The 21,954-nt window shown below is 37.9% G+C and carries 19 protein-coding genes and 1 pseudogene; 9 read left to right on the forward strand and 11 right to left on the reverse strand.

The window, feature by feature from the left end; translation table 11 throughout:
* The first annotated feature begins 19 nt into the window (after window positions 1–19).
* Genes D0T60_RS09440 through D0T60_RS09450 form a run of 3 tightly spaced genes read left to right on the forward strand, consistent with a single transcriptional unit; the run spans window position 20 to window position 3,039 of the window.
* Window positions 20–1,432 carry a S26 family signal peptidase gene (locus D0T60_RS09440; RefSeq protein ID WP_163217968.1) on the forward strand — a complete coding sequence of 471 codons (1,413 nt, stop codon included), beginning with the start codon at window positions 20–22 and terminating at the stop codon, window positions 1,430–1,432.
* 32 nt (window positions 1,433–1,464) lie between these two features.
* Window positions 1,465–2,397 carry a signal peptidase I gene (lepB, locus tag D0T60_RS09445; protein WP_163217931.1) on the forward strand — a complete coding sequence of 311 codons (933 nt, stop codon included), beginning with the start codon at window positions 1,465–1,467 and terminating at the stop codon, window positions 2,395–2,397.
* Window positions 2,398–2,400: 3 nt separating this feature from the next.
* Window positions 2,401–3,039 carry a WbqC family protein gene (locus D0T60_RS09450; RefSeq protein WP_163217932.1) on the forward strand — a complete coding sequence of 213 codons (639 nt, stop codon included), beginning with the start codon at window positions 2,401–2,403 and terminating at the stop codon, window positions 3,037–3,039.
* A gap of 97 nt (window positions 3,040–3,136) precedes the next feature.
* On the opposite strand, the gene D0T60_RS09455 is transcribed toward D0T60_RS09450, so the two are convergent.
* Window positions 3,137–4,645, reverse strand: coding sequence for a GH3 auxin-responsive promoter family protein (locus D0T60_RS09455; RefSeq protein ID WP_163217933.1), 1,509 nt, complete (start codon window positions 4,643–4,645; stop codon window positions 3,137–3,139).
* Between the two features lie 120 nt (window positions 4,646–4,765).
* Here D0T60_RS09455 and D0T60_RS09460 point away from each other — a divergent pair, with 120 nt between their 5' ends.
* Entirely contained in the window at window positions 4,766–5,776 is a 1,011-nt protein-coding gene (locus D0T60_RS09460) for an ATP-dependent 6-phosphofructokinase (RefSeq protein WP_163217934.1), read from the forward strand.
* On the opposite strand, the gene rnc is transcribed toward D0T60_RS09460, so the two are convergent.
* From rnc to D0T60_RS09475, 3 genes are read right to left on the reverse strand one after another with little or no spacing between them, the layout of a single operon-like run.
* Window positions 5,735–6,598, reverse strand: coding sequence for a ribonuclease III (gene rnc / locus D0T60_RS09465; RefSeq protein ID WP_163217935.1), 864 nt, complete (start codon window positions 6,596–6,598; stop codon window positions 5,735–5,737). The genes D0T60_RS09460 and rnc overlap by 42 nt on opposite strands.
* Window positions 6,599–6,603: 5 nt before the next feature.
* Window positions 6,604–7,866, reverse strand: a complete 1,263-nt coding sequence (gene fabF / locus D0T60_RS09470; RefSeq protein ID WP_163217936.1) for a beta-ketoacyl-ACP synthase II — start codon at window positions 7,864–7,866, stop codon at window positions 6,604–6,606.
* Between the two features lie 17 nt (window positions 7,867–7,883).
* Window positions 7,884–8,120: an acyl carrier protein gene (locus D0T60_RS09475; protein WP_163217937.1), complete on the reverse strand. Its 237-nt coding sequence runs from the start codon at window positions 8,118–8,120 to the stop codon at window positions 7,884–7,886.
* 149 nt (window positions 8,121–8,269) lie between these two features.
* On the opposite strand from D0T60_RS09475, the gene D0T60_RS09480 reads away from it, so the two are divergent.
* Window positions 8,270–8,845, forward strand: a complete 576-nt coding sequence (locus tag D0T60_RS09480; protein WP_163217938.1) for a phosphoribosylglycinamide formyltransferase — start codon at window positions 8,270–8,272, stop codon at window positions 8,843–8,845.
* Window positions 8,846–8,865: 20 nt separating this feature from the next.
* The gene (gene rhuM / locus D0T60_RS09485; protein WP_163217939.1) at window positions 8,866–9,831 is read left to right on the forward strand and encodes a RhuM family protein; all 966 of its coding nucleotides are present in this window, start codon (window positions 8,866–8,868) and stop codon (window positions 9,829–9,831) included.
* Window positions 9,832–10,144: 313 nt separating this feature from the next.
* On the opposite strand, the gene D0T60_RS09490 is transcribed toward rhuM, so the two are convergent.
* Window positions 10,145–11,428: a discoidin domain-containing protein gene (locus tag D0T60_RS09490; RefSeq protein ID WP_163217940.1), complete on the reverse strand. Its 1,284-nt coding sequence runs from the start codon at window positions 11,426–11,428 to the stop codon at window positions 10,145–10,147.
* A gap of 68 nt (window positions 11,429–11,496) precedes the next feature.
* On the reverse strand, window positions 11,497–12,114 hold the full coding sequence (locus D0T60_RS09495) for a hypothetical protein (RefSeq protein ID WP_163217941.1): 618 nt from the start codon (window positions 12,112–12,114) through the stop codon (window positions 11,497–11,499).
* 409 nt (window positions 12,115–12,523) lie between these two features.
* On the opposite strand from D0T60_RS09495, the gene D0T60_RS09500 reads away from it, so the two are divergent.
* The 3 genes from D0T60_RS09500 (at window position 12,524) to D0T60_RS09510 (ending at window position 16,049) form a co-directional block, all read left to right on the forward strand.
* Window positions 12,524–13,456, forward strand: coding sequence for a hypothetical protein (locus tag D0T60_RS09500; protein WP_163217942.1), 933 nt, complete (start codon window positions 12,524–12,526; stop codon window positions 13,454–13,456).
* A 292-nt stretch (window positions 13,457–13,748) separates the two neighbouring features.
* A complete protein-coding gene (locus D0T60_RS09505; protein WP_163217943.1) occupies window positions 13,749–14,150 on the forward strand; it encodes a hypothetical protein in 402 nt (133 codons plus the stop codon).
* Window positions 14,151–14,471: 321 nt separating this feature from the next.
* Window positions 14,472–16,049, forward strand: a complete 1,578-nt coding sequence (locus D0T60_RS09510) for an O-antigen ligase family protein (RefSeq protein ID WP_163217944.1) — start codon at window positions 14,472–14,474, stop codon at window positions 16,047–16,049.
* Here the strand turns inward: D0T60_RS09510 and pdxB are convergent.
* The 5 genes and pseudogenes from pdxB to D0T60_RS09535 form a co-directional block, all read right to left on the reverse strand.
* The gene (gene pdxB / locus D0T60_RS09515; RefSeq protein WP_163217945.1) at window positions 15,991–17,034 is read right to left on the reverse strand and encodes a 4-phosphoerythronate dehydrogenase PdxB; all 1,044 of its coding nucleotides are present in this window, start codon (window positions 17,032–17,034) and stop codon (window positions 15,991–15,993) included. The genes D0T60_RS09510 and pdxB overlap by 59 nt on opposite strands.
* A 55-nt stretch (window positions 17,035–17,089) precedes the next feature.
* Entirely contained in the window at window positions 17,090–17,650 is a 561-nt protein-coding gene (locus tag D0T60_RS09520) for a hypothetical protein (protein WP_163217946.1), read from the reverse strand.
* A gap of 65 nt (window positions 17,651–17,715) precedes the next feature.
* Window positions 17,716–19,011, reverse strand: coding sequence for a phenylacetate--CoA ligase family protein (locus D0T60_RS09525; RefSeq protein ID WP_163217947.1), 1,296 nt, complete (start codon window positions 19,009–19,011; stop codon window positions 17,716–17,718).
* Window positions 19,012–19,051: 40 nt separating this feature from the next.
* A pseudogene (locus D0T60_RS09530) lies at window positions 19,052–20,470 on the reverse strand (C45 family autoproteolytic acyltransferase/hydolase); the annotation flags it as partial.
* On the reverse strand, window positions 20,463–21,953 hold the full coding sequence (locus D0T60_RS09535; RefSeq protein WP_163217949.1) for an NAD(P)/FAD-dependent oxidoreductase: 1,491 nt from the start codon (window positions 21,951–21,953) through the stop codon (window positions 20,463–20,465). The gene D0T60_RS09535 and the pseudogene D0T60_RS09530, both read right to left, overlap by 8 nt.
* Between the last annotated feature and the right edge of the window lies 1 nt (window position 21,954).

Consider the following 21,954-nt stretch of genomic DNA (forward strand, 5'->3'; position numbering starts at 1 on the left):
AAGAATGAAAGAAAGTAATATAAAAAAAGCTACGCGTCGTCAGTGGATTACCTGTGCCATTGTATTGGCTCTTTACCTATTGTTCTTATTGTGGGTAAAAAGCTGGTTAGGGCTTATTCTTATACCCTTAATTTTTGATGTTTATATCACCAAGAAAGTGCCTTGGACATTTTGGAAGAAATCAAAGAATGCTACCGTTCGTAGTGTGATGAGTTGGGTGGATGCCATCGTATTCTCTTTGATTGCTGTTTACTTTGTAAATATCTACTTGTTTCAGAACTATCAGATTCCTTCCTCTTCGTTAGAGAAGTCATTGTTGGTAGGCGACTTTTTGTATGTAAGCAAAGTAAGCTATGGCCCCAGAGTGCCCAATACTCCTCTTTCTATGCCTTTGACACAACATACATTGCCTATATTCAATACAAAATCTTATATTGAAACACCGCAATGGCCATACAAGCGCGTAGCCGGATTCGGGAAGGTAAAGCATCAGGATATTGTAGTATTTAATTTTCCTGCCGGAGATACTATTGCCTTAAATGCCCAACTGCCGGAGTTTTATTCAGTGGCACTCGGAGTGGGACTTGATGGCAAGTATCTCGATACTTCCAAGTTGACTCCTGAAGAGCAAAATTCAGTTTATGAAGCTGTTTACAACAAAGGGAGAAGTATTATAAAAGCTAATCCCAAAGTATATGGGGATATTATTTATCGCCCGGTAGACAGACGCGAGAATTACGTAAAACGCTGCATAGCTCTTCCGGGAGATTCATTGCAAATCATTAACCGCGACATCTATCTGAATGGAGTAAAACAAGAAGAACCGGAAGGCGTGGAGTTTATATATATCGTGGGAGGAACAGGCAAAACAATTCCTGAGGAATTCTTCCGGGAACTGGGTCTTAGCAACGAAGATACTCAAGGTTACAGCCCGGGCAGTACGGAATTTGTGTTACCTTTAACCAAAAAGGCAAAGGAAAAGCTGTTGGCTCGCAAAGATCTTGTAACAAGTATAAGAAACTATAATATGCCTGCAGGTGGACTTTATCCGCTTAACCTGCATACCAACTGGAGCGTAGATAATTATGGTCCTCTATGGATACCCGCCAAAGGAGCTACCATTGAGCTGACTCCGGAAAATCTTGCATACTACGAGCGCTGTATTGTAGCTTACGAAGGAAACAAGCTGGAAAGAAAAGAAGATGGTGTATACATAAACGGACAAAAAACAAGTTCTTACACTTTCCAAATGGATTACTATTGGATGATGGGTGATAATCGTCATAATTCGGCCGATTCACGTTCTTGGGGATTTGTTCCGGAAGATCATGTGGTAGGAAAACCCATTCTGGTGTGGTTGTCTTTAGATAAAGATCGTGGTTGGTTCAGCGGAAAAATCCGATGGAACCGTATATTCAAAATGGTACATTAAATGAATAGGTTCCTTACCCATAAGCAGTATATATGAGAAAAGGAAAGAAATGGATTGTCATATTTATCGGAGCAGTAATTCTTGTATTATTGCTCCGCGGTTTTCTATTTACTTCTTATATCATACCTTCTTCCGGTATGGAAAACAGCTTGTTTCAAGGAGATCGTATTCTGGTTAATAAATGGAGCTACGGATTACGATTACCGCTAATGTCTCTCTTCTCCTATCATCGATGGCAGTATAAAAACCCGCAATCGGGAGATATTATTGTGTTTAATAACCCTGCTTCGGAAGAGCCTGCCATTGATCAGCGAAATATTTATATAGGCCGATGCATTGGTATTCCCGGAGATACTTTGCTCATTGATTCTTTATTTGCTACGCAATCTCACCGGGAAAAAGCCGGGCCGGATCGAAAACGGCTTTATAGTTACCCTCTAAATAAACAGCATTCAACGGATTCTCTTCTAAAAGCGCTTGCCATTACTAATAGTGAAATAATGGGCTATAATGACAGTTGCTTAATCCGGAGCTTTAGTCATTACGAATCTTATCTGATTACTCAGGCGCTGACTACAGATAATTGGATACATCCTCTGGCTAAATCATCACCGGAAGATGCAAAATCCATTATTATTCCCGGTAAAGGAAGTAGTATAAAAGTCCGCCCTTGGAATATTACCTTGCTCCGAAATACCATTCGATTACATGAAAATAAAGAAGCTTTGGTAAAAAATGATAGTCTATATATAGAAGGAAAAGCGGTTGACTCCTATACTTTTTCTAAAGATTATTACTGGATGGCATCCAATAACTCTGTAAACTTCACAGATTCCCGTTTATTTGGTTTTGTGCCTCACGATCACCTTGTTGGTAAGGCAACTGTTGTTTGGTTCTCCAAAGAGGGATATTCGGGTTTATTTCAAGGCTATCGGTGGGGGCGCTTCTTTACCCGCGTTAAATAATATATGATGGAACAACGCATTGTTTATCTCAGCTCTGCCTATTTGGCTCCTATATCTTGGTTCAGTAAGCTTTTAACTTATGATAAAGTTATTATCGAACAGTATGACCATTATATAAAGCAGACTTACCGCAACAGGTGTAATATCGCTGGCCCCGGTGGCGTATTGCCCCTTTCTATTCCTACAGTGAAGCCTGTGTCTTTAAAATGTTCGATGAAAGATATCGAAATATCCGATCATGGAAATTGGCGCCATTTACATTGGAATGCCATTGAGTCTGCTTATAACAGCACTCCCTTTTTCGAATACTATAAAGATGATTTTCGACCTTTCTATGAGAAGAAATATCATTATCTGCTCGATTTTAATGAAGAACTTTGTCGACTTATCTGCGAACTAATTGATATAACACCTCATATAGAGCGAAGCATCGAATACAAGACAACATTCGATTCGAACGAATATGATTACAGGGAGATCATTCACCCCAAAAAGGATTTTAGAGAGGCAGATCCCTCTTTCATGCCCCGCCCTTATTATCAGGTATTTGAGAGCAAACATGGTTTCCTTCCTAATCTCAGCATTATTGATTTGCTGTTTAATATGGGGCCGGAGAGCTTGCTTGTTTTAGTGAAAAGATAAAAGATAAGAGTGAAAAGTAAAGGGGAGAAGTTAATAGTAACGCATACTTTTATCTTCCCGGTTTTACTTTTCACTCTTATCTTTCCACTATTAACTTTTACGCGTTCAGCGTAATCATTTCCTCTATATGATCACGTGTATTGCTTAATCGGGGAACTTTATGTTGTCCGCCAAGCTTTCCTTTCTCTTTCAGCCAATCATGGAAGAGATTCTTGCGTGCTACAATAAGCTCCAATGGTTGTAGCGCAATATCTTTCCAACGTTTTGCTTCATAATCGGAATTTACAGCCTTGAGTGTATCATCTAATATTTGAGCGAAACGTTCTACGGAGTTGGGCATCTTTGAAAATTCAATGAGCCATTGATGGCGGCATTTAGCATTTGCATCCATAAATACCGGGGCAGCAGAGTATTCTAACACCTGAGCACCTGTCTCAGCACACGCCTTGGCTAATCCTTTTTCTGCATTATCAATAATAATTTCTTCGCCAAAAGCATTAATAAAGTGCTTGGTGCGTCCGGTGATAATTATTTTGTAAGGGTTCTTACTTGTAAACTTTACGGTATCTCCAATCATGTAGCGCCAAAGACCACAGCAGGTTGAAATAACCATGGCATAGTTTTTATTCAACTCCACTTCTGTTAAGCCGTAGACGCGGGGATTTTCGCTGTCTACATCTTCCAAAGGTATGAACTCATAGAAAATGCCATAATCAATCATCAGCAGCATAGCCGGGTCCGACAGATCATTCTGAGTGGCAAAATATCCTTCAGAGGCATTGTAGGTTTCTACATAATGCATCTTCGAAGAGCGAATAAGTTGCTTGTATTGTTCGCGGTAAGGAGTAAAGCTCACCCCGCCATGAAAAAACACTTCCAGGTTTGGCCACACTTCTTCCAGCGTCTTTTTTCCGGTCTTCTCCAATACGCGTTTAATCACTACTAAAAGCCAGGAAGGAACACCTGAAATGCTGGTTACATTTGCTTTTACTGTATTGTTTGCAATGGCTTCTATCTTTGATTCCCATTCATCCATCAGAGCCACTTCTTTACTTGGCACACGAATGAGGTTAACTGCCGGACTGATATTCTTTATCAGAATAGCCGATAAATCGCCAACAAAAGCATGTTTGGAGTTTAAGTTAGGGCTAAGACTTCCTCCCAAAATAAGTCCTTTTCCGGAGAAAAAGCGACTCTTGGGATTTATATGAAGATAAAGCGCCACTGCATCCGTACCTCCTTTATAATGAATTTCTTTAAGCGCTTCTTTGCTGACCGGGAGGAACTTACTTTTATCGCTTGTAGTTCCGGAGGATTTAGCAAACCATTTGATTTCAGAAGGCCAAATCAAATTCTTTTCACCTGCACGAAGTCTTTCAACGTAAGGCTTAACATCATCATAAGTCTGTATAGGGAGTCTTTTACGAAATTCATCATACGTACGAATAGATTTATAATCGTATTTCTTCCCCCATTCTGTATTTTCTGCTTTCCGTAGGAGTTTGTTCAATACCTTGTGTTGTATCTCTTCAGCTTGTGTAGCATAGAGCTCTATTTCCTTCACACGCTGTTCAAAGACCTTGCCTACAATTTTGGTAATATTCATTTCAATTATCAAAAAATGTTTGAAAGCGCAAAAGTAAGCTTATTTATCATTTTTTTCTATCTTTACGAAAGAAATAATGAAAGAAAAAGCCTTTTTTTAGGATTCATAACCACAATTTATATGAAGATAGGTATATTAACATCAGGAGGAGATTGTCCGGGAATTAACGCAACAATTCGCGGAGTATGCAAAACAGCCATCAATCACTACGGAATGGAAGTCGTGGGAATCCATAGCGGTTTCCAGGGTTTATTGGAAAAAGATGTAGAAATACTGACCGAGAGTAGCTTGTCGGGGCTTTTAAATCAGGGAGGGACCATTCTGGGCACCTCCAGAGAAAAACCTTTCAAGAAGAAGAATCTGGCAACAGGAATAAATAAACCGGCCATTATAGCGGAGCATATTAAGGAATTAGGTTTAGAGTGCGTTGTATGTATTGGCGGTAATGGTACACAGAAAACAGCAGCAAAATTTGCCGATATGGGGGTTAATATCGTTTCTGTGCCCAAAACTATTGATAATGATATCTGGGGTACCGATTTCTCATTTGGCTTTGATACGGCCGTTAGTATTGCTACAGATGCCATAGACCGCCTTCACTCTACAGCAAGTTCGCACAAACGTGTGATGGTTATTGAGGTTATGGGGCATAAAGCCGGTTGGATTGCTTTATATTCGGGCATGGCCGGAGGGGGAGATGTTATTCTTCTTCCTGAAATACCTTATGATATTAAGCGTATTGGAGAAACTATTATTAACCGCGTAAAAAAAGGAAAGCCTTACTCCATAGTAGTCGTTGCAGAAGGAATTATGACAGATGGTAAGAGGCGGGTAGCCGAATATATTGCTCAGGAAATAGAATACGAAACGGGTATAGAAAGCCGTGAAACGGTTTTAGGTTATATTCAGCGAGGAGGCGCTCCTAATTCGTTCGATCGTAATCTGGCTACACGTATGGGTGGACATGCCACGGAATTAATTGCAAACAGGGAATATGGAAGAATGGTTGCTCTGAAAGGAGACGATATAATCTCTTTACCATTAAGTGAAGTAGCAGGGAAATTAAAGCTTGTAACAGAAGACCATGATTTAGTCATTCAAGGCCGTAAAATGGGGATCTGCTTCGGTTAGTTTAACTGAATTTGCTTTTTCCGGGGTTAAGGTTTCAGCCTCGGAAAACATCTTTTCTTCTTTCTTCTCTAAAATGGAGATAACAAAATTCTTATCCGTTTTAATAGCTTTTAGGGCTACCTGTGCAGCATTCTGTTGAGATTCCTTTTTAGAATAGCCGGTTCCATGCCCGGCAGAAAATCCTTCTATCAAAACTTCTGTCTGGAAAATCGGACTTGAACTCTTATCAAAAGTTTGCTCTATTAACTCAAAAGAAAGCTCGACTTTGTTTTTCTGACACCACTCTATCAACTTAGATTTAAAGTTGACTTCTATGCGCGAAAGCTTATCAAGATCAATATAAGACCCTATAATCTTTTTCTCCATAAACTGCATGCAGCGGTTATATCCCTGATCCAGATAGATGGCTCCCATCAACGCTTCAAAAGCATTGCCACATATATGGCTGTTGTGGAAGGAGGGTAGGGAAGTGTACTTCATGAGTTTATCCAACCCAAGATCCATTCCAAGTTTATTTAGGGTTTCGCGTTGGACAACTTTAGAACGCGTATTGGTTAGAAATCCTTCTCTTTTACCGGTAAAACGCTTATATACAATATCGGCAACTACCGCATCAAGAATTGCATCTCCCAGAAATTCAAGCCGTTCGTTGTTCTTTGTACGTCCTTTCTCGGAACGTGTGCTAACAGAACGATGCATTAAAGCTTGTTCGTAGTATGTAAGGTTCTTAGGAAAGAAGCCAAGCATCCTATAAAAACGAAAATAAGACTCTCTGTTCTTGTGGAACAGGAGCCTTATTTTGCTTATGGTGTTTCCTAACACGACTATTACTCTGCGTATTTTTTAACAATTACACAGGCGTTGTGACCACCAAATCCAAAAGTGTTGGATAAAGCAACCTTCACTTCGCGCTTTTGTGCTTTATTAAATGTAAAGTTGAGGGTATAGTCGATATTCTCATCGTTATCACCTTCTGTGTGGTTAATGGTAGGAGGAACAATTCCATTCTTCACAGCCAGGATGCTTGCAATAGTTTCTACTGCTCCTGCTGCTCCGAGTAAATGTCCGGTCATAGACTTAGACGAACTGATATTCAGTTTGTAAGCATGATCGCCAAATACTTCTTTAATAGCTTTTATCTCCGAGATATCACCCACAGGGGTAGACGTTCCGTGCACGTTGATATAATCAACATCTTCGGGCTTCATTTCGGCATCTTCCAGTGCATTCTGCATCACCAATTTAGCTCCGAGTCCATCCGGATGTGAAGCTGTCAGGTGATAAGCATCGCCAGATAATCCGGTTCCTGCTATTTCAGCGTAGATCTTAGCTCCACGTGCTTTCGCATGTTCCAGTTCTTCCAGAATCAAACATCCGCCTCCTTCACCCATCACAAATCCGTCGCGACTTGCACTAAACGGACGTGAAGCTGTTTCAGGACTATCATTACGGGTAGACAATGCATGCATTGCATTAAATCCACCTACGCCTGCTGCTGCAATGGCTGCTTCGGAACCTCCGGAAACAATTACATTTGCTTTTCCTAAACGAATCAGGTTGAAAGCATCGGCAATTGCGTTGGTCGAAGTAGCACAAGCTGAACATACAGCGTAGTTAGGACCATGAAAGCCATACATGATTGAGATTTGTCCGGCAGCGATGTCCGAAATCATTTTAGGGATAAAGAATGGGTTGAAACGAGGACCTTTGTCTTTATTCAATGCATAGTTCGAAACTTCTTCTTCGAAAGTACGAATACCTCCGATACCGGCTCCGAAAATAACACCAATTTTGTTTAAGTCTTCTTTTTCAACCTCAAGACCTGAATCTGTTACCGCTTCTTTGGCTACAGCAATGGCATACTGTGTGTACAAGTCCATTTTCCTTGCCTCTTTGCGGTCAATATATTGGGTGGCATCGAAGTTCTTTACTTCGCATGCAAACTGAGTCTTGAATTGTGATGCGTCGAAATGAGTAATAGGTCCTGCTCCACTAACCCCATTGATGAGGTTTTCCCAGAACTCAGGAACACTATTACCAATGGGGGTAATGGCGCCAAGACCCGTTACTACAACTCTTTTTAATTTCATATAGATGAATAAGATTCTTACTTAGCGTGTTCTTCGATATAAGAAACGGCGTCGCCTACAGTACCAATCTTTTCTGCTTGATCATCAGGAATAGAGATTCCGAATTCTTTTTCAAATTCCATGATAAGCTCTACTGTGTCAAGAGAGTCTGCACCTAAATCGTTAGTGAAGCTTGCTTCGTTCTTTACTTCTGATTCTTCAACGCCTAATTTATCGACGATAATAGTCTTTACTCTTGATGCAATTTCAGACATAACTTTTAAATTTTGATTAATAATTAGTTTTAATTCTTTAAATTTGCGCTGCAAAGGAATATATATTTATTCTTTTGAGCAAATATTTGGCTAACTAAATTCGTTTTTATTGCACATATTCCGGTTTTTTGTGCATCAAACTCTCCAATATGATTAAGAATATAGCAGTTTTAGCTTCTGGTTCGGGCTCTAATGCAGAGAACATAGCATGCTATTTTGAAGCTAATGAGCAGGTTAAGGTGAAACTAATTATCTCCAACAAAGAAAATGCGTATGTATTGGAACGGGCTCAGAGATTGGGTATTAACTCCGTGGTTCTTCCCAAATCAGCTTGGAGCTCCGGGGAAGATGTTTTAGCCATATTGCAGGAAAACGAGATTGACTTCATTGTTTTAGCCGGTTTTCTATTACGCATCCCCGATCTTATATTGCATACTTATCCGAATAAGATTATAAATATTCATCCTTCTCTATTACCCAAGTATGGAGGAAAGGGTATGTATGGAGACAAAGTACACGAGGCCGTTGTGGCTAATAAAGAAACAACATCAGGCATTACCATTCATTATATTGATGGGAAATATGATGAAGGGCAGATTATTAAGCAGGTAAGTTGTGCCGTGTTACCTACAGATACTCCAGAGGTGGTGGCAGGGAAAGTTCATGCATTGGAATATAAATATTATCCACAGGTAATTGAAGAGATATTGGAGAAAAGAGATTGAATACTTAATTAAAAGTTCTTATGAATACAGGTGAAATTGTTATATATCAAACACAAGATGGTAAAACTAATCTGGATGTAAAATTAGAGAATGAGACTGTTTGGTTAACACAAGCGCAGATGGTTAAGCTTTTTAATAGAGAAAGATCGGTTATTACCAAACACATCAATAATGTATTTAGTGAAGGAGAGCTTGATGAAAAAAGCAATGTGCAAAATTTGCACATTGCTTTTTCCGACAAGCCAGTAAAAAGTTATAGCTTAGATGTTATTATCTCAGTGGGTTATCGTGTTAAGTCAGCTCAGGGTACTCAATTCCGCATTTGGGCAAATCAAATATTGAAAGACTATTTGATAAAAGGATATGCTATAAATCAGAATATCAAGGTTCAGCAGTATGATGATCTTAAAAGCACTGTAAAACTCTTATCCAATGTTCTTCAACTTAGAGAATTGTCTTTGGATGAAGCAACTGGGCTCTTGAAAGTCATTACAGATTTCACTTATGCTTTAGATACATTAGATAAATATGATTATCAGCAATTAAGTGTGGAACAAACCACCAATAAAGAAGTCTTTCGTGCCGATTATGACAATGCAATGGAGGCCATCCTTTATTTAAAGGAGAAATTTAATAGTGGCAACCTCTTTGGTAATGAGAAAGATGAGTCATTTAAGAGTTCTATTAATGTTATTTATCAGACATTTGGTGGAGAGGAGCTTTATCCCAGCATTGAGGAAAAGGCGGCAATGTTGCTCTATTTGGTAACCAAGAACCACTCATTCAGTGATGGCAATAAACGGATTGCTGCATTTTTGTTTTTATGGTTTCTGGAGAAAAACGAAATACTGTATAAGCCCGATGGCTCAAAGCTGATAGAAAATAATACGTTAGTGGCTATTACCTTAATGATTGCCGAAAGTCGTACGGAAGAAAAGGATATGATCGTAAAAGTGATTGTAAATCTCATCAATAGAAATAATTAAGGAGAACCTAAATTACAATTCCTTTTCCTCCTCCCATGATTTTATTTTTTGCATTTTTGCCAGCACGCCAGCACGATTCGCTTGTATATGGTTGATATGTAATTAGTTAAAGCGTGCTGGCAACCCGTGCTGGCAGCGTGACGGCAAATTTGCCAGCACGCTTTTTCTCAGTCTTATTTTCCTCTTGAAATAAATGTTTTACCATATTTGCTTTATGAAACTATTTGTTTTAAACCGTTAAACAAATTGTTTGCCGCCTTGAAACAAGTTGTTTGGCGGTAGCAAACAAAGAGTTTGCTGCCTTGAAACTATTTCACCACCATACTTGTTGATCCTCTTCATAAGTAAATATACGTTCTTCTTTGCCTTTAGTGTGGTTTCTCAGAAGGAACAGGGCGTTAGTTGGACAATTCTCATAAGTCAAAGTTATATAATCAGCCACTTTACGACCCATAGATTGCCAATTATGATTTCCCCAATAAAGAAGTTCATATTCATCTCCAAATTCGATACTGTTTCCATCACTTCTGGGTAGATAAACGATTCGGTCTATTTTTACAGGTCTACCGAAATCGAGACCTACCCAACCTCCATTTTTATGTGGAGCATCAAAGAAGGTTAAAGCATCTCGGTCGAATGCCCCCTCTTTAGTATATTTTGTATCCTTGCGGTAGGAACCTTCTGTTCCTATGATCTTACCCATAGTCGGTTGTATGGAATCTTTTTCATAGAAAAACAATTCTGCTATATTACAGTAAGCTCCATCTGGTGAGTAATAGCGCCAATAACGAGCACTATCTTGACAATGTTTCAAACATACTTCCCGGGCATAAATACCAAATTCAGTAATAGTATGTAATGTTGTGGAGTCATTAAAGAGAGAATCTGTAGCACTTTGAAACTTACCGCCCACCGCACGTTCTGCCACTTTATATAAATTCTCGAAAGCTGGAAACTTTCGCTTTAATACCAATGTTTGTTTTGTTAATGTATCTGGTTTCAGCGTTACTTGTTTGCCTGATATAGTAAGCAGTACTGGGTCTGAAAAAGATTTAATACCTGTAGCGTCATAAAAAACAGGAAGATAAGCGATTCTTTTTCCCATTTTATCGAAGGTAATTTTGTTTTTCTTTGATATCTTTCCATAATGTGTGGGTACCCATTTCTCATTATCAAAAACTGCTAAATAAGCATAAGTGTGTTTATGAGGAGATGGTATGGATATAGTAATATCACAAGTTTTAAGATATTCTTCAGTAACATCTTTTATACAAACACTACTAAAAGTGGGTGGTATATACTTTTCTTTTTCATGCATGTCTTGAATCTCTTTATTAATGGCATACGTATTCCTAAATACTTTAGCCATTGGATGCTCTTCTTTATGAGGGGTAGCCGGATTATTACCTGCCCCTTCAAAAACAACCTTTTTTCCAGATGTTTCTAACAATACATTCCAACTATGCCCTAAAGATCGGAATGGCCACTGAGGAGTATAATCCATAACAGTGGGGATTCCTTTAGCTCTCATTATGGACAAAGTCAGGATATTGTAATCTTCACATGTTCCAAAAGGTATTCGAGTTAAAATATTCATCTTCCTAATTGGGATAGGTACATCTTCATTGATTAACCGAGGCTTTACTTTGTTCTTAATTTCCCGATTCACTTTCTCACAAGCATTGTATGCAGCATTCTTGAATAATTGACAATGTTGATGTTTTTCAATATCGCTGTTGCAATATTCACAAAATACTCACGCCAATTATCAAGTATTTGCATTTCACAACTTTTATAAGGCAGGATGTATTCACAGAATTCATCGAAATCTAGATGCTGTGACCAGTCACCGTTTTGCCAAACTTTGAAGGATTGCTCAATATTCATAATCAAATAATCGGCTTTTATGATTTGTATATCAGGAATAAGTTCCTGATTTTCACTGTATTTGTTTATAATACTTCGAAAAAGACTATCTTTCAAATGATTACTTTTGCCTTTATAAGCCGTTGCAATAGAATCTAATTCTCTGTAGTACTTATTTATGCGAGAAGTATCTTTATAAGAATAATGACCAGATATGTTTTCTATTAAAAAGCATGCAGCTTTATATTTCAGACTATCCTCTGGCTGTTGGTTGTAATATGATAATACACTTTCTAATTCAGTTCTGTTCTCTCCTGCAAGGGTTAATGTTTTTTCTAATTCATTTTTTTGTAAATTACAGGAGGATACAATGATAATCTGTGAGATGATTCCGATAATAAATTTAAAATTCTTCATAATGATGATGCTTGAAATTCACAAAAATGCATGTTTATATGGATATTTGATAGAAAATAATGGAAAATAAACGAGCTTGGCAGGGAAGTTTACTACTTTGGCACAAATACATTGCTTTTCTTGATTGTTTTCTAAATAGAGCAGAGATAATTGAATCGCTCTAATTTTTGAATTTATTCTGATATTTTATTTTTTATAAGTCTTTTAAAAAATGTTTTTGTAGTCAGTTAGTAAATCTCTGTGCCAAAATAATAAATCTCCGTGCCAACGAAAATTTTTATATCCAATTTATTTGTTTGGAAAGATGAATGGTATCTATATTTGAGTGTTAATATAAAATTGGTCTATTATGTTTGATCTGTTGAAACACTTATACATTCTCTAAATTATTAATTAAAATTATTTCAAAATGAAGAAAAGTGCATTTATACTGGCTTGTATCAGTATCTTTTTAATCTCTTGTAACTCTGATGATACTTATAATGGAGTGTCTAATTATGACGATCAATTAAATCTACCAACAACATGGCAAGAACAGCTGAAGTCCGCCCAAAATCGGAGTAATGTAGAAACCAGAAATGGAGCAAATGAGATTAAGCTTATTGGTTATACCCACAAAGGAATAATTGACTCAGAAAATGAAATTTCCGTAATAATGGAACATTTATTTTCCAATAATGCTTCAATTGTTCAATATACTAATAAAGATGAATTTGAAATTCTTCCTTTAAAAGCCGTGAGAGAGAATGCAATACAATCCATTGGCATTGATCCTACAGAACGACTAATACCCCAACTTAAGACTAAAATTTTAGTGGGAATGGAAATTATTGAGTTGGAATGGAATTATAAAGGAAATATTTACTATTCTACAGCGATTGCTTCAAATGAACATGGTGGCATTCTCTATGACCATATTGGCTATATGATATTGAATCCTAGAAGTTTTTCACAAATTGATCAGGAAATAAGTACTCCTGAAGTAAAAACGAGATCAGAATCTATAGCACGTACTACATGTGTTTTTTCTAAAGGATGGCCTGTCTATAATTTGTATTATATAAAAGTTATGGGGTTCAGTCTTAAGTGTGTTTCAACTTTCCGGAATGGCATTTTAGTAGATAGATCATGTAATTCAAGCAGTTGGGCAGATTCTGGATTTACTTGTGAAGCTGATATAAAAACTGTTGGAGGGGATCTTGATTCTTCAAGGTATCATGAATTTGCTTGGGCTTATTGCTATGGAATAGGTTGGAGCGCCTCAATCTCTTTCCAAGGAGTAGGCTTTAATGTATCAGGTGGAGATCAAAGAGAAGCAGGAACAGAAGTTCATAGACCCTAATAATATTATTATTTGGTTCTCGAATCTACTGATATTTTTTACATAATAATTTTATAGGACACTTTCGTTTTTCTTTGGAATTTTAAGAGCCTGTTTAAAACTTCCACAGAATAATTATTATAGGATGCTTTCGTTTTTTCTTTAGTACTCTTTTTGTCTGTTCTCTTTTTGCGGTTCAAATAGCCCGCTATTCTCACCTTAAAAAGAAAACAAACAGCCTAAAAATAGCACTAAATAAAAGAACGAGCAAAATTTAAACAGGCTCTAAGGTATGAAATAAGAAAATAATATTATGAAATCATTTATTTTAGTCTCATTTATTCTATTCTTTGCATCCTGTAACAACTCCAGTGTAGTACAAAATTCTTCGAATAGAAAAGAACAAATAGAACAAGTTAGAGAAGGTATTCTTTTTATGAATGAAGAAAAATTAACTTCAGAACAAAAAGAACTGAGGTCAAAGATTTATCAATTGATTCTTGATCATATATCTATAGATACAATTACCTGTCATTTCCAATTTATAATGAGTAAAGAAGATTTTGAAAAGACAGAGTTGGATATCTGTATATATGATGAATTGACAAAAAACATTAGCGATATCAATAATTATGTAGATTCTACAGGTACCGGAAAAGAGATAATTTCTTCTTGGAATCAGTCTAAGAAAGAATATTTGAGTATAAAAGATTAAGTATCAATGGTTATGTTTCCTGCTATCACTGAAATTATATTAATCACAATATTCATCATAGGTCTTATAATCATTCTGAAAGAAAAATCTCTTTCCCGATTATCTAAAGTGCTATGGATTATTTTCCTGCTTATATTCAATCTTATAGCCTTGATTGCCTTTATTGTTTGGATAAAATCAGGAAGAAAATAAAAGAATATTCTAACACTTTTCATTCAAAATTAATAGATAATCTCTTATTTTATTAGAGATTATCTATTACTAAGAAGAATTAATATGCTTGACAAGCTTATAAAGTACTCCTTATTAGGACTAATTTGCATGGGTGCAATGTTTTTTAGTTCCTTCCATTTTGTCGATTCTCAAATTGTTCCTAAATGGATCATTACTATTGCCGGAATAATTTTATTAAGTATCTATCTGATTATTATTATTTCTGTTAATCCAGTTATTACACATAAAATACCTCAAAGACACATTTTACGATTAATCAGCATAACTATTTTATTTCAGTCCCTATATGGTATACTCCAGTACTTTAATATCTGTGCCCCAACAAATGCTTTCCCAGTAATGGGCAGTTTTGATAATCCGGCAGGCTTTGCAGCATCTTTATGCGCTGGCTTGCCATTTTGCATATTAGGTATCATAGAGGCAAAAGGGAAGATGAGATGGGTTCTTGGGTTCATCCCATTGTTGACAACTATCGCTGTTCTATTATCAGAGTCCCGTTCCGGCATATTTTCTACTCTGATATTATTTATTTGTTTGGGTATAAGATACTTGAGAATCTCCGATAAAATAAAGTGGGTAACTTTTCCAATTATTCTCATAATAGCCATTACAAGTCTTTATTATTTGAAAAAAGACTCTGCCCTGGGTCGCCTCCTTGTTTGGGAGTGTTCAATATCTATGTTAAAATCAAATTTGTTAACTGGATATGGTACAGGTGGATTTGAAGCTAATTATATGGATTATCAGGCTAACTATTTTAAGAATAACCCTCAAAGTTCATATACTATGTTAGCTGATAATATTCAATATCCCTTTTGTGAATACTTACGTATTTTGGTAGATTATGGCTTAATAGGGCTCTTGTTATTAGGAGGCTGGATTGCTTATCTTGTTTTTTGTTTTTATAAATACCCATCTAAGAATGGCGTGTTTGCTTTGCTTTGTTGGATTACTATTGGTTCTTTTTCTCTTTTTTCTTATCCATTGATGTATCCGTTTGTATGGCTAGTGCTTTTTTATAGTACATTCATTCTGGTTAAAAACCACGTTTATCTAATTACTAAAAAGATTCCGGTTAAATGGCTAAAAATTGGAGCATTGCTTTCTTTGTTTTTTCTATCTCTATCCGGAATAAAATTGTACGAAAGGGTAAAAGCAGAGATTGAATGGGCACATTTGGCAAAATTCTCTTATTCGGAAGATAAGAAATATGTCTTATCACAATATAATAAAATAGAAAAAGAATTGGGCAAAGATCGTTATTTCCTTTATAATTATGCAGCGGAACTTTATCAAGCCGGGTTGTATGGAGAAAGTCTCGTAACAGCGGAAAAGTGCCGCACATTATGGGCGGATTACGATTTGGAAATATTATTAGGACAAATTAAAGAGGAGTTAAATCAAAACGAAAAAGCAGTAAATCATTATCGTACTGCTTCTTATATGTGTCCTAACCGATTCATGCCTTTATATCACATAGTTTTAGTTTTAAATAAACTTGAAAAGAATGAGGAAGCTCAAAGAGTAGCAAAAATAATTATGGATAAACCCATAAAGATACCTTCATCAACTATCGATCAAATAAAAAAAGAAATGAATCAACTTCTTATTCAATCTCAATCTCGTAAGCCTTCTTCTCCCTTCTTAATGGATAATTTCCTCTGAAATACTCAAAAAGCTGTGGTTCGGTCTTTAGCCTTTCGCTGTCTTGTCGGGGATCATAGATATGCAATAAAGCTTCGGCTTCGGTAGTTGCTTTTATTACAGTCTCTTCGGGGGCAGGGGGATTGATTTTATACTCAAACGGTTTATCAAAGTGTGCACACAAGGCTTTTAATGCCATTCGGGTGGCATTTGCTTTTCCATCTGCCGAGTAGCCGGCAATGTGGGGGGTGCCAATCCAGCATTTTTCGAGTAGTTCCGGGTTAATGTCGGGTTCATTCTCCCATACATCTATTACGGTTTGAGATACTTGTCTATTGTCTATGGCTGCCAGCAAAGCCTCTGTGTCGATCACTTCACCACGCGAAGTGTTTATCAAAACAGGGGTGCGGGTTAAAGAATCGAAGAAAGCTTGATCTGCCAAATGCAGTGTTTTATAGCTTCCCTCTTTATTTAAAGGTACATGGAAGGTGATGATGTTACATTCGGACGCAATCTCTTTTAGGGTAGAAAAGTAGCTTTTACCTTCTGCATCTTCGCGTGGTAAATCATTTAGTAATACCCGCATGCCATACTTTCGGGCTACAGTTTCCACTTTACTACCAACACTACCTACCCCAATAATTCCGATGGTACATTTCTGCAGCTTAAGTCCACGCTCCTGTTCGAGCAGAAGAAACACCGATTCTATATATTGCCCTACTGAGGCTGCATTGCTGCCGGGAGCATTAATCCACTCAATACCCGCGGCTTTGCAATATTCGGTGTCTATATGATCATAACCAATAGTGGCTGTAGCAATAAACTGCACTTTGCTTCCTTCCAGTAAGTGTTGGTTGCATTGGGTGCGGGTTCGTACAATAAGCGCATCGGCATCCTTCACCAACTCCGGGGTAAATTCGCTGCCAACAGCATAAATTACCTCATCGGCTATTGCTTCTATAGCCTCTTTTATATATGGAATTTTATTATCTACAACTACTTTCATTGGTATAGTATATTAATATTGAGGGCAAATATAAAGAAAAATATTTCAAATTTCCCTACAACTTCTTCATCATATTATACACTGATCCTGCCCAGTAATTACGCAGTCCGAAGCCTCTTGCTACTCCCCGGGCATCTATAATCTCCAATACATCGCGTGTAGCAAGATCGAAATATACCACTTTGTAATGTCCGCGATTGCTGGCTTTGTTCAATACTTCTGCTATGAATACCAAGCCTGTACCGGTGGTTTTCTCAATAGGTAGCTTTTTTATTTCTTGTTCTATCTGGTCATCGGTAAGTACATACCCGCCATAACCATTCTGTATCAAATCAGATACATCCATTTTATCATTAAGCTTTTCTACAGGATCAAGATCCATTCCTATTATATCCACTCTAAGGAACTTGCAAACATCGTACTTTTTAGGCTCCGAAAGAAACAGGCGGTTGATACCATGAAAAGCCTGAATAAACTGTCCGGGTGTTTCGTCTGCACCATACACTTTGGTCATGGAGAAATCAATACCATAAAAGGTTACGTCTTGGATTTTGTTGTTTTGTCCGTAGCTGACCATACTTACAGCTACAAAGAACAGCAGAATTAATTTTCTCATAAGTCTAAGTCTGTTTAGTTTAATAAAATAATAGTTATAGCAAAGTTAATTTTTAAAGTGATATTTCATCTTAAATCGATAAACTTTATCGTCTTTCTGCTCATTGGCGGCATTTGTATCTTACTGATATATTCCGGAGATTCGAAGGCTATGCCCGGTGCTACACGTACTTTAGAGCGGAATAAATCTTTGATGTCTTTGGCAAAAGCTTCGGTTTTATCTTCACTTCCTACGCGAATGAGTATTTCGTCGGTACCTAAGTCGTTGGTGTAGACTTCTACCACATAGTTGATAACACGTGGCATACTATCTAAGATATCGAAGAGAGCGGGCGGATACAAGGTAGTTCCTTTGTATTTAATCATCTGTCCTTTGCGCCCCAAAACAGGGCTTAAACGCATGGTGTTGCGTCCACAAGCACAGGGCTCTGTATGGTGATAACAGATATCTCCGGTTTTGAAGCGTAATAAAGGCATGCCTTTTACTCCTAAAGTGGTGATGGTAACCTCTCCCGGTTCGCCTGCTGCTACAGGTTTGTTTTTATCATCCAGAAACTCCACAATAATTAATTCGGGCTGTAGATGTCCTCCGCACAATTCACTACACTCGGTAAATGAAGACTGCATCTCTGTGGAGGCATACGTAGAATGAAGTTGCAGCTCCGGCCACTTCTCCTGTATTCTTTTTCCCAGTGTATTCAAGCTGAAATCGGAATTTCGTAAGGATTCACCAATACAAACGCACCTTTTCAACGAACAACTATGAGGATTGATATTGTTTTTTTCTGCAAATTCAATCAGCTTAATAAGAAAAGAAGGTACCACCATACCACAGGTAGGATGAACACGATTAATAGTATCCCATTGCAGTTCGGGTATTCCGTTTCCTACACGAACAATGCCCATACCCAACTCGCGTGCACCTAAATAATAGGCAAGTCCGGCCATAAAACGGCGGTCGATGGTAGTCATTAACTGAAGAATATCCTTCTTTGTGCAACCTGCTGTGGTGAATGATAATAGCTCGTTGTAAGATAGGCGATTTAAGTCTTCATCGGTCAGTGCAAAGGTTACAGGGTTGCCTAAGGTACCCGATGTGGTTACATAATCAATAATATCTTCTTTGTTTACGCAAATAAAATCTTCATTATGAAGTTGAAGATCGGTTTTGGTAGTAACAGGAAGGTTGCATAAATTTTCAATGGTCTTTATTTGAGAGATTTCAATGCCATGTTCAATAAACAATCTCCGATAAAATGGAGAGTTTTGTTGAAGGTAGGTCAATTGCTCTATAAGTCTTTCTTCCTGAAAGGCTTTAATTTCCGCAGGGGATTGGAATTGTATGTTGGGGTTCTTTTCCATATAAGTATTATTTGGTTTGCTTCTTTTCTTCCCTCTCTTTCACCATTTGTTTAAAGGCTTCTTCCTGCATAAAAGGATCTTCTGTAATGGTTAACTCTTCGGAATAGATTTCTTTATCAAACGAAAGACTATCAGCAAAGATTTTGTTTAAATCATAAGCCACATACTTCCCACTTTGCCAGGGAGATGTGGAAACCCACATAATGCGTTGTTCAGGTTTAAAGATGACAGAATGATGAGCAATAAACTGGTTGATTGCCATTTCATTGGGAATACCTATATCCGCATCTTTGAGCCCTTTATGATCCCGAAGAATAGAAGCGGCTTTGGTGTAATCAATCGGATTATTCCTATTGAGCAGTTCCGCTAATCTGGCAAAACGATAGGGACTGTCTGAGGTTTCTATGTTCTCAAGATGTCTTTTATCCTCATTAAAAATATCGGATTGATAATGATTGGTGCAGATTAATTGAGTATCTCCGTTTCCTGTAAAAAGGGCTATTTTATCGGGAGATTTCTCTATAATGGCAGCTTTCCCGTCTTTGGCAGAGCCAACCAGAATTGATTCTGCTACAAATGTTTTTCTTTGAGAGGCAATGGCATAAGCCTCTTCTATATTCGTAGCATATTGAAGAATCTCTCGTGTTAAAACAGAAATGGGGGTAGCTGATGAAGTAGGCATAGCCGATTTCGCTGCATTAATCGTAACAGTAAGACCATATTCGTTCATTCCGGATAACACTCCTGTCATGCCGGGCCAACTGACAGATACAAATTTATAACCCGAAGAAGGATTATAGAAAGCGACTTGCTTGTTATGGGCAAAGTTATCTCCTACATAAAAGTCGAAATTACGGCCGATGATTAATGAAGAATCCGCAGAATGTTCTCCCCAGGAAGCGAAGGAACTGCAACCCACCAACATATAGTCTTGCATGGCATGACCTAAATCGTGAGCAGCATGATAATTCAATTGTCGCTCGTAAGGAGTTCCTATAAAGTCATATTCATGGGTACAGGATAATGAAATACCATAGATTTCATTGCGATATTCTTCAATTACATTCTCTCCGAGGTTCCTGTTGAAGATGGCTATAAAGAATCGAAGGAATTTGAGGTAATTATCTGATGGAATAAGCTCTCTGATTTGATCGACAAATACTTTCTCCTGATAATACAGTAAATCTTCGGAAAGGTGTCCGATAGCCTCTCCCCGCTCAAACGCATCTCCTTCTACATAAAGTTCCCAGAGACCACTCTCGCTTTGCCGTAGTTTATTGGGACCGTATTGCCTGAATCCTTCCTTATTGGCTAATTCATAAGCGTGGGCTTCCATTAAATTCGGGGTCAACATATCTGCCGACTTGTACAAATACCAAAGAGTACCTGCCCCTAACAGCAGCAAAGCTAAGAAAGCAATGCCTGTGTATTTTACTATTTTAAATATGATTTTACGCATTTCCAACCTTTTTAGCTAAATATTCTTCACCTAACAAACATGCACACGTAATCATGGAGGTAAGCGTTACTCCCAATGCTCCATGTACATTTAGATTCTGCCCTGTTAGCAGTAAATTCTTTAATTTCGTCTTTGCAGAGATAAAGCCGACTTGCGGACATTTATAGTTCTTAATAATTCCATAAGCTGATCCGTTGACAGTAGCCGTATAATCCCGGTAACTTAAAGGGGTGGTGGTATAAATGGATTCCACCTCTCCATCCAATGCAAAGCCTTGCTTTTCGATAAAATCGAATAATGCATCCGTTTTTGCCTTTTTAAACTGTCTGTATGCCTCCCCTCTGTTCTCAGGGGTGGTATGTTCCCATTCTCTTAACTCATCTATATGCATGGGGGTTAGGATACTCACTACCTCCGCGAAACGCCTGTTCATTTCGGGGGATTGCATAGAGATCAGGCAACTGTTCACTTGCCCCAGGTGGTTCTGTTTATCATACCATACATCCTGAGTACCGTGCAGATAGGTATTCCTGTTTTGGTATAAGCAACTGTCTTTTTTCATTAAAAGATAAGCTGTAAACACACCATAAGTATTCTCAAGAGAGTTAATACGAGAAAGATAGGCGTTCCGTATGCTTCGGGTTTTATCTGTTAGTTCAAAGGTTCGTTTGGGATGAACATTCGATATTACATAGTCTGCCTCTATAATCTCTTCATGATTGATTTCAACGCCTGTAACTTGTTCATTTTCCACTATGATGCGGGTCACTTCACTGTTATTTCTTACGGTTCCACCGTTGGAACGGATCACATTAATCAGTTCAAGGCTCACTTGCATACTCCCTCCCACAAAACGATAAGCACCTTCTATATAGGAGTTATTAATCATGCCGTGATGATAAAAGGTGGAGGCATCCCTTACCCCTCCGTAGAGCAAAGCAGACCCTGCCAATACTTCCTGCAAATCGGGGTTGGAGGTAATATCGGATAGTACTTGGGCAGCAGACATTCCAAAGAACTTCATGCCCTCCTTCGATATAATACCTTGTTTCAGGTTGTCGACAGTGATGAGGCTTCCTACTTCTTTCAACAGGGAAACATACCTTTGAAGGTTTTCCCGCTCCTTGGGGAAAGACCGACAGAGTGTTTCGACAAACGGTTCATATCCCATCGCATAGTCGTAAGCCTTTTGTTTATAGTAGATGCGATCGAAACCTTCGGCATCCAGCCGGCAGAGCTTCAGCTTATCCATAATGCCAAAGTTGCGGAAATATTGATGGAGAATTTGTCCTTCATCCAAACTACCGATGTAATGAATGCCTGTATCCAGCAATCGCCCTTTGCGGGTGTATGTCTGGAAACATCCTCCGAAAAGTCCGTTCTTCTCAAGCACACAAACATTATAGCCTTCCTTGCTTAAGATGGCTCCGCATTCCAGACCGCCCAAGCCGCTTCCTATGATTATGATGTCGTATTTACTCATT

It is taken from the genome of Bacteroides sp. 224 (assembly GCF_010500995.1).
Classification (GTDB): domain Bacteria; phylum Bacteroidota; class Bacteroidia; order Bacteroidales; family Bacteroidaceae; genus Bacteroides.

Bases quoted from the DNA above. Each gene is read 5' to 3' on its own strand.
- D0T60_RS09505 (WP_163217943.1), top strand. From the start codon at position 13,749: ATGAAATCATTTATTTTAGTCTCATTTATTCTATTCTTTGCATCCTGT.
- fabF (WP_163217936.1), bottom strand. From the start codon at position 7,866: ATGAAATTAAAAAGAGTTGTAGTAACGGGTCTTGGCGCCATTACCCCC.
- D0T60_RS09520 (WP_163217946.1), bottom strand. From the start codon at position 17,650: ATGAGAAAATTAATTCTGCTGTTCTTTGTAGCTGTAAGTATGGTCAGC.
- D0T60_RS09495 (WP_163217941.1), bottom strand. From the start codon at position 12,114: ATGAAGAATTTTAAATTTATTATCGGAATCATCTCACAGATTATCATT.
- D0T60_RS09455 (WP_163217933.1), bottom strand. From the start codon at position 4,645: ATGAATATTACCAAAATTGTAGGCAAGGTCTTTGAACAGCGTGTGAAG.
- D0T60_RS09525 (WP_163217947.1), bottom strand. From the start codon at position 19,011: ATGGAAAAGAACCCCAACATACAATTCCAATCCCCTGCGGAAATTAAA.
- D0T60_RS09480 (WP_163217938.1), top strand. From the start codon at position 8,270: ATGATTAAGAATATAGCAGTTTTAGCTTCTGGTTCGGGCTCTAATGCA.
- D0T60_RS09510 (WP_163217944.1), top strand. From the start codon at position 14,472: ATGGGTGCAATGTTTTTTAGTTCCTTCCATTTTGTCGATTCTCAAATT.
- D0T60_RS09475 (WP_163217937.1), bottom strand. From the start codon at position 8,120: ATGTCTGAAATTGCATCAAGAGTAAAGACTATTATCGTCGATAAATTA.
- D0T60_RS09490 (WP_163217940.1), bottom strand. From the start codon at position 11,428: ATGAATATTTTAACTCGAATACCTTTTGGAACATGTGAAGATTACAAT.
- lepB (WP_163217931.1), top strand. From the start codon at position 1,465: ATGAGAAAAGGAAAGAAATGGATTGTCATATTTATCGGAGCAGTAATT.
- D0T60_RS09450 (WP_163217932.1), top strand. From the start codon at position 2,401: ATGATGGAACAACGCATTGTTTATCTCAGCTCTGCCTATTTGGCTCCT.
- pdxB (WP_163217945.1), bottom strand. From the start codon at position 17,034: ATGAAAGTAGTTGTAGATAATAAAATTCCATATATAAAAGAGGCTATA.
- D0T60_RS09535 (WP_163217949.1), bottom strand. From the start codon at position 21,953: ATGAGTAAATACGACATCATAATCATAGGAAGCGGCTTGGGCGGTCTG.
- D0T60_RS09500 (WP_163217942.1), top strand. From the start codon at position 12,524: ATGAAGAAAAGTGCATTTATACTGGCTTGTATCAGTATCTTTTTAATC.
- rhuM (WP_163217939.1), top strand. From the start codon at position 8,866: ATGAATACAGGTGAAATTGTTATATATCAAACACAAGATGGTAAAACT.
- D0T60_RS09460 (WP_163217934.1), top strand. From the start codon at position 4,766: ATGAAGATAGGTATATTAACATCAGGAGGAGATTGTCCGGGAATTAAC.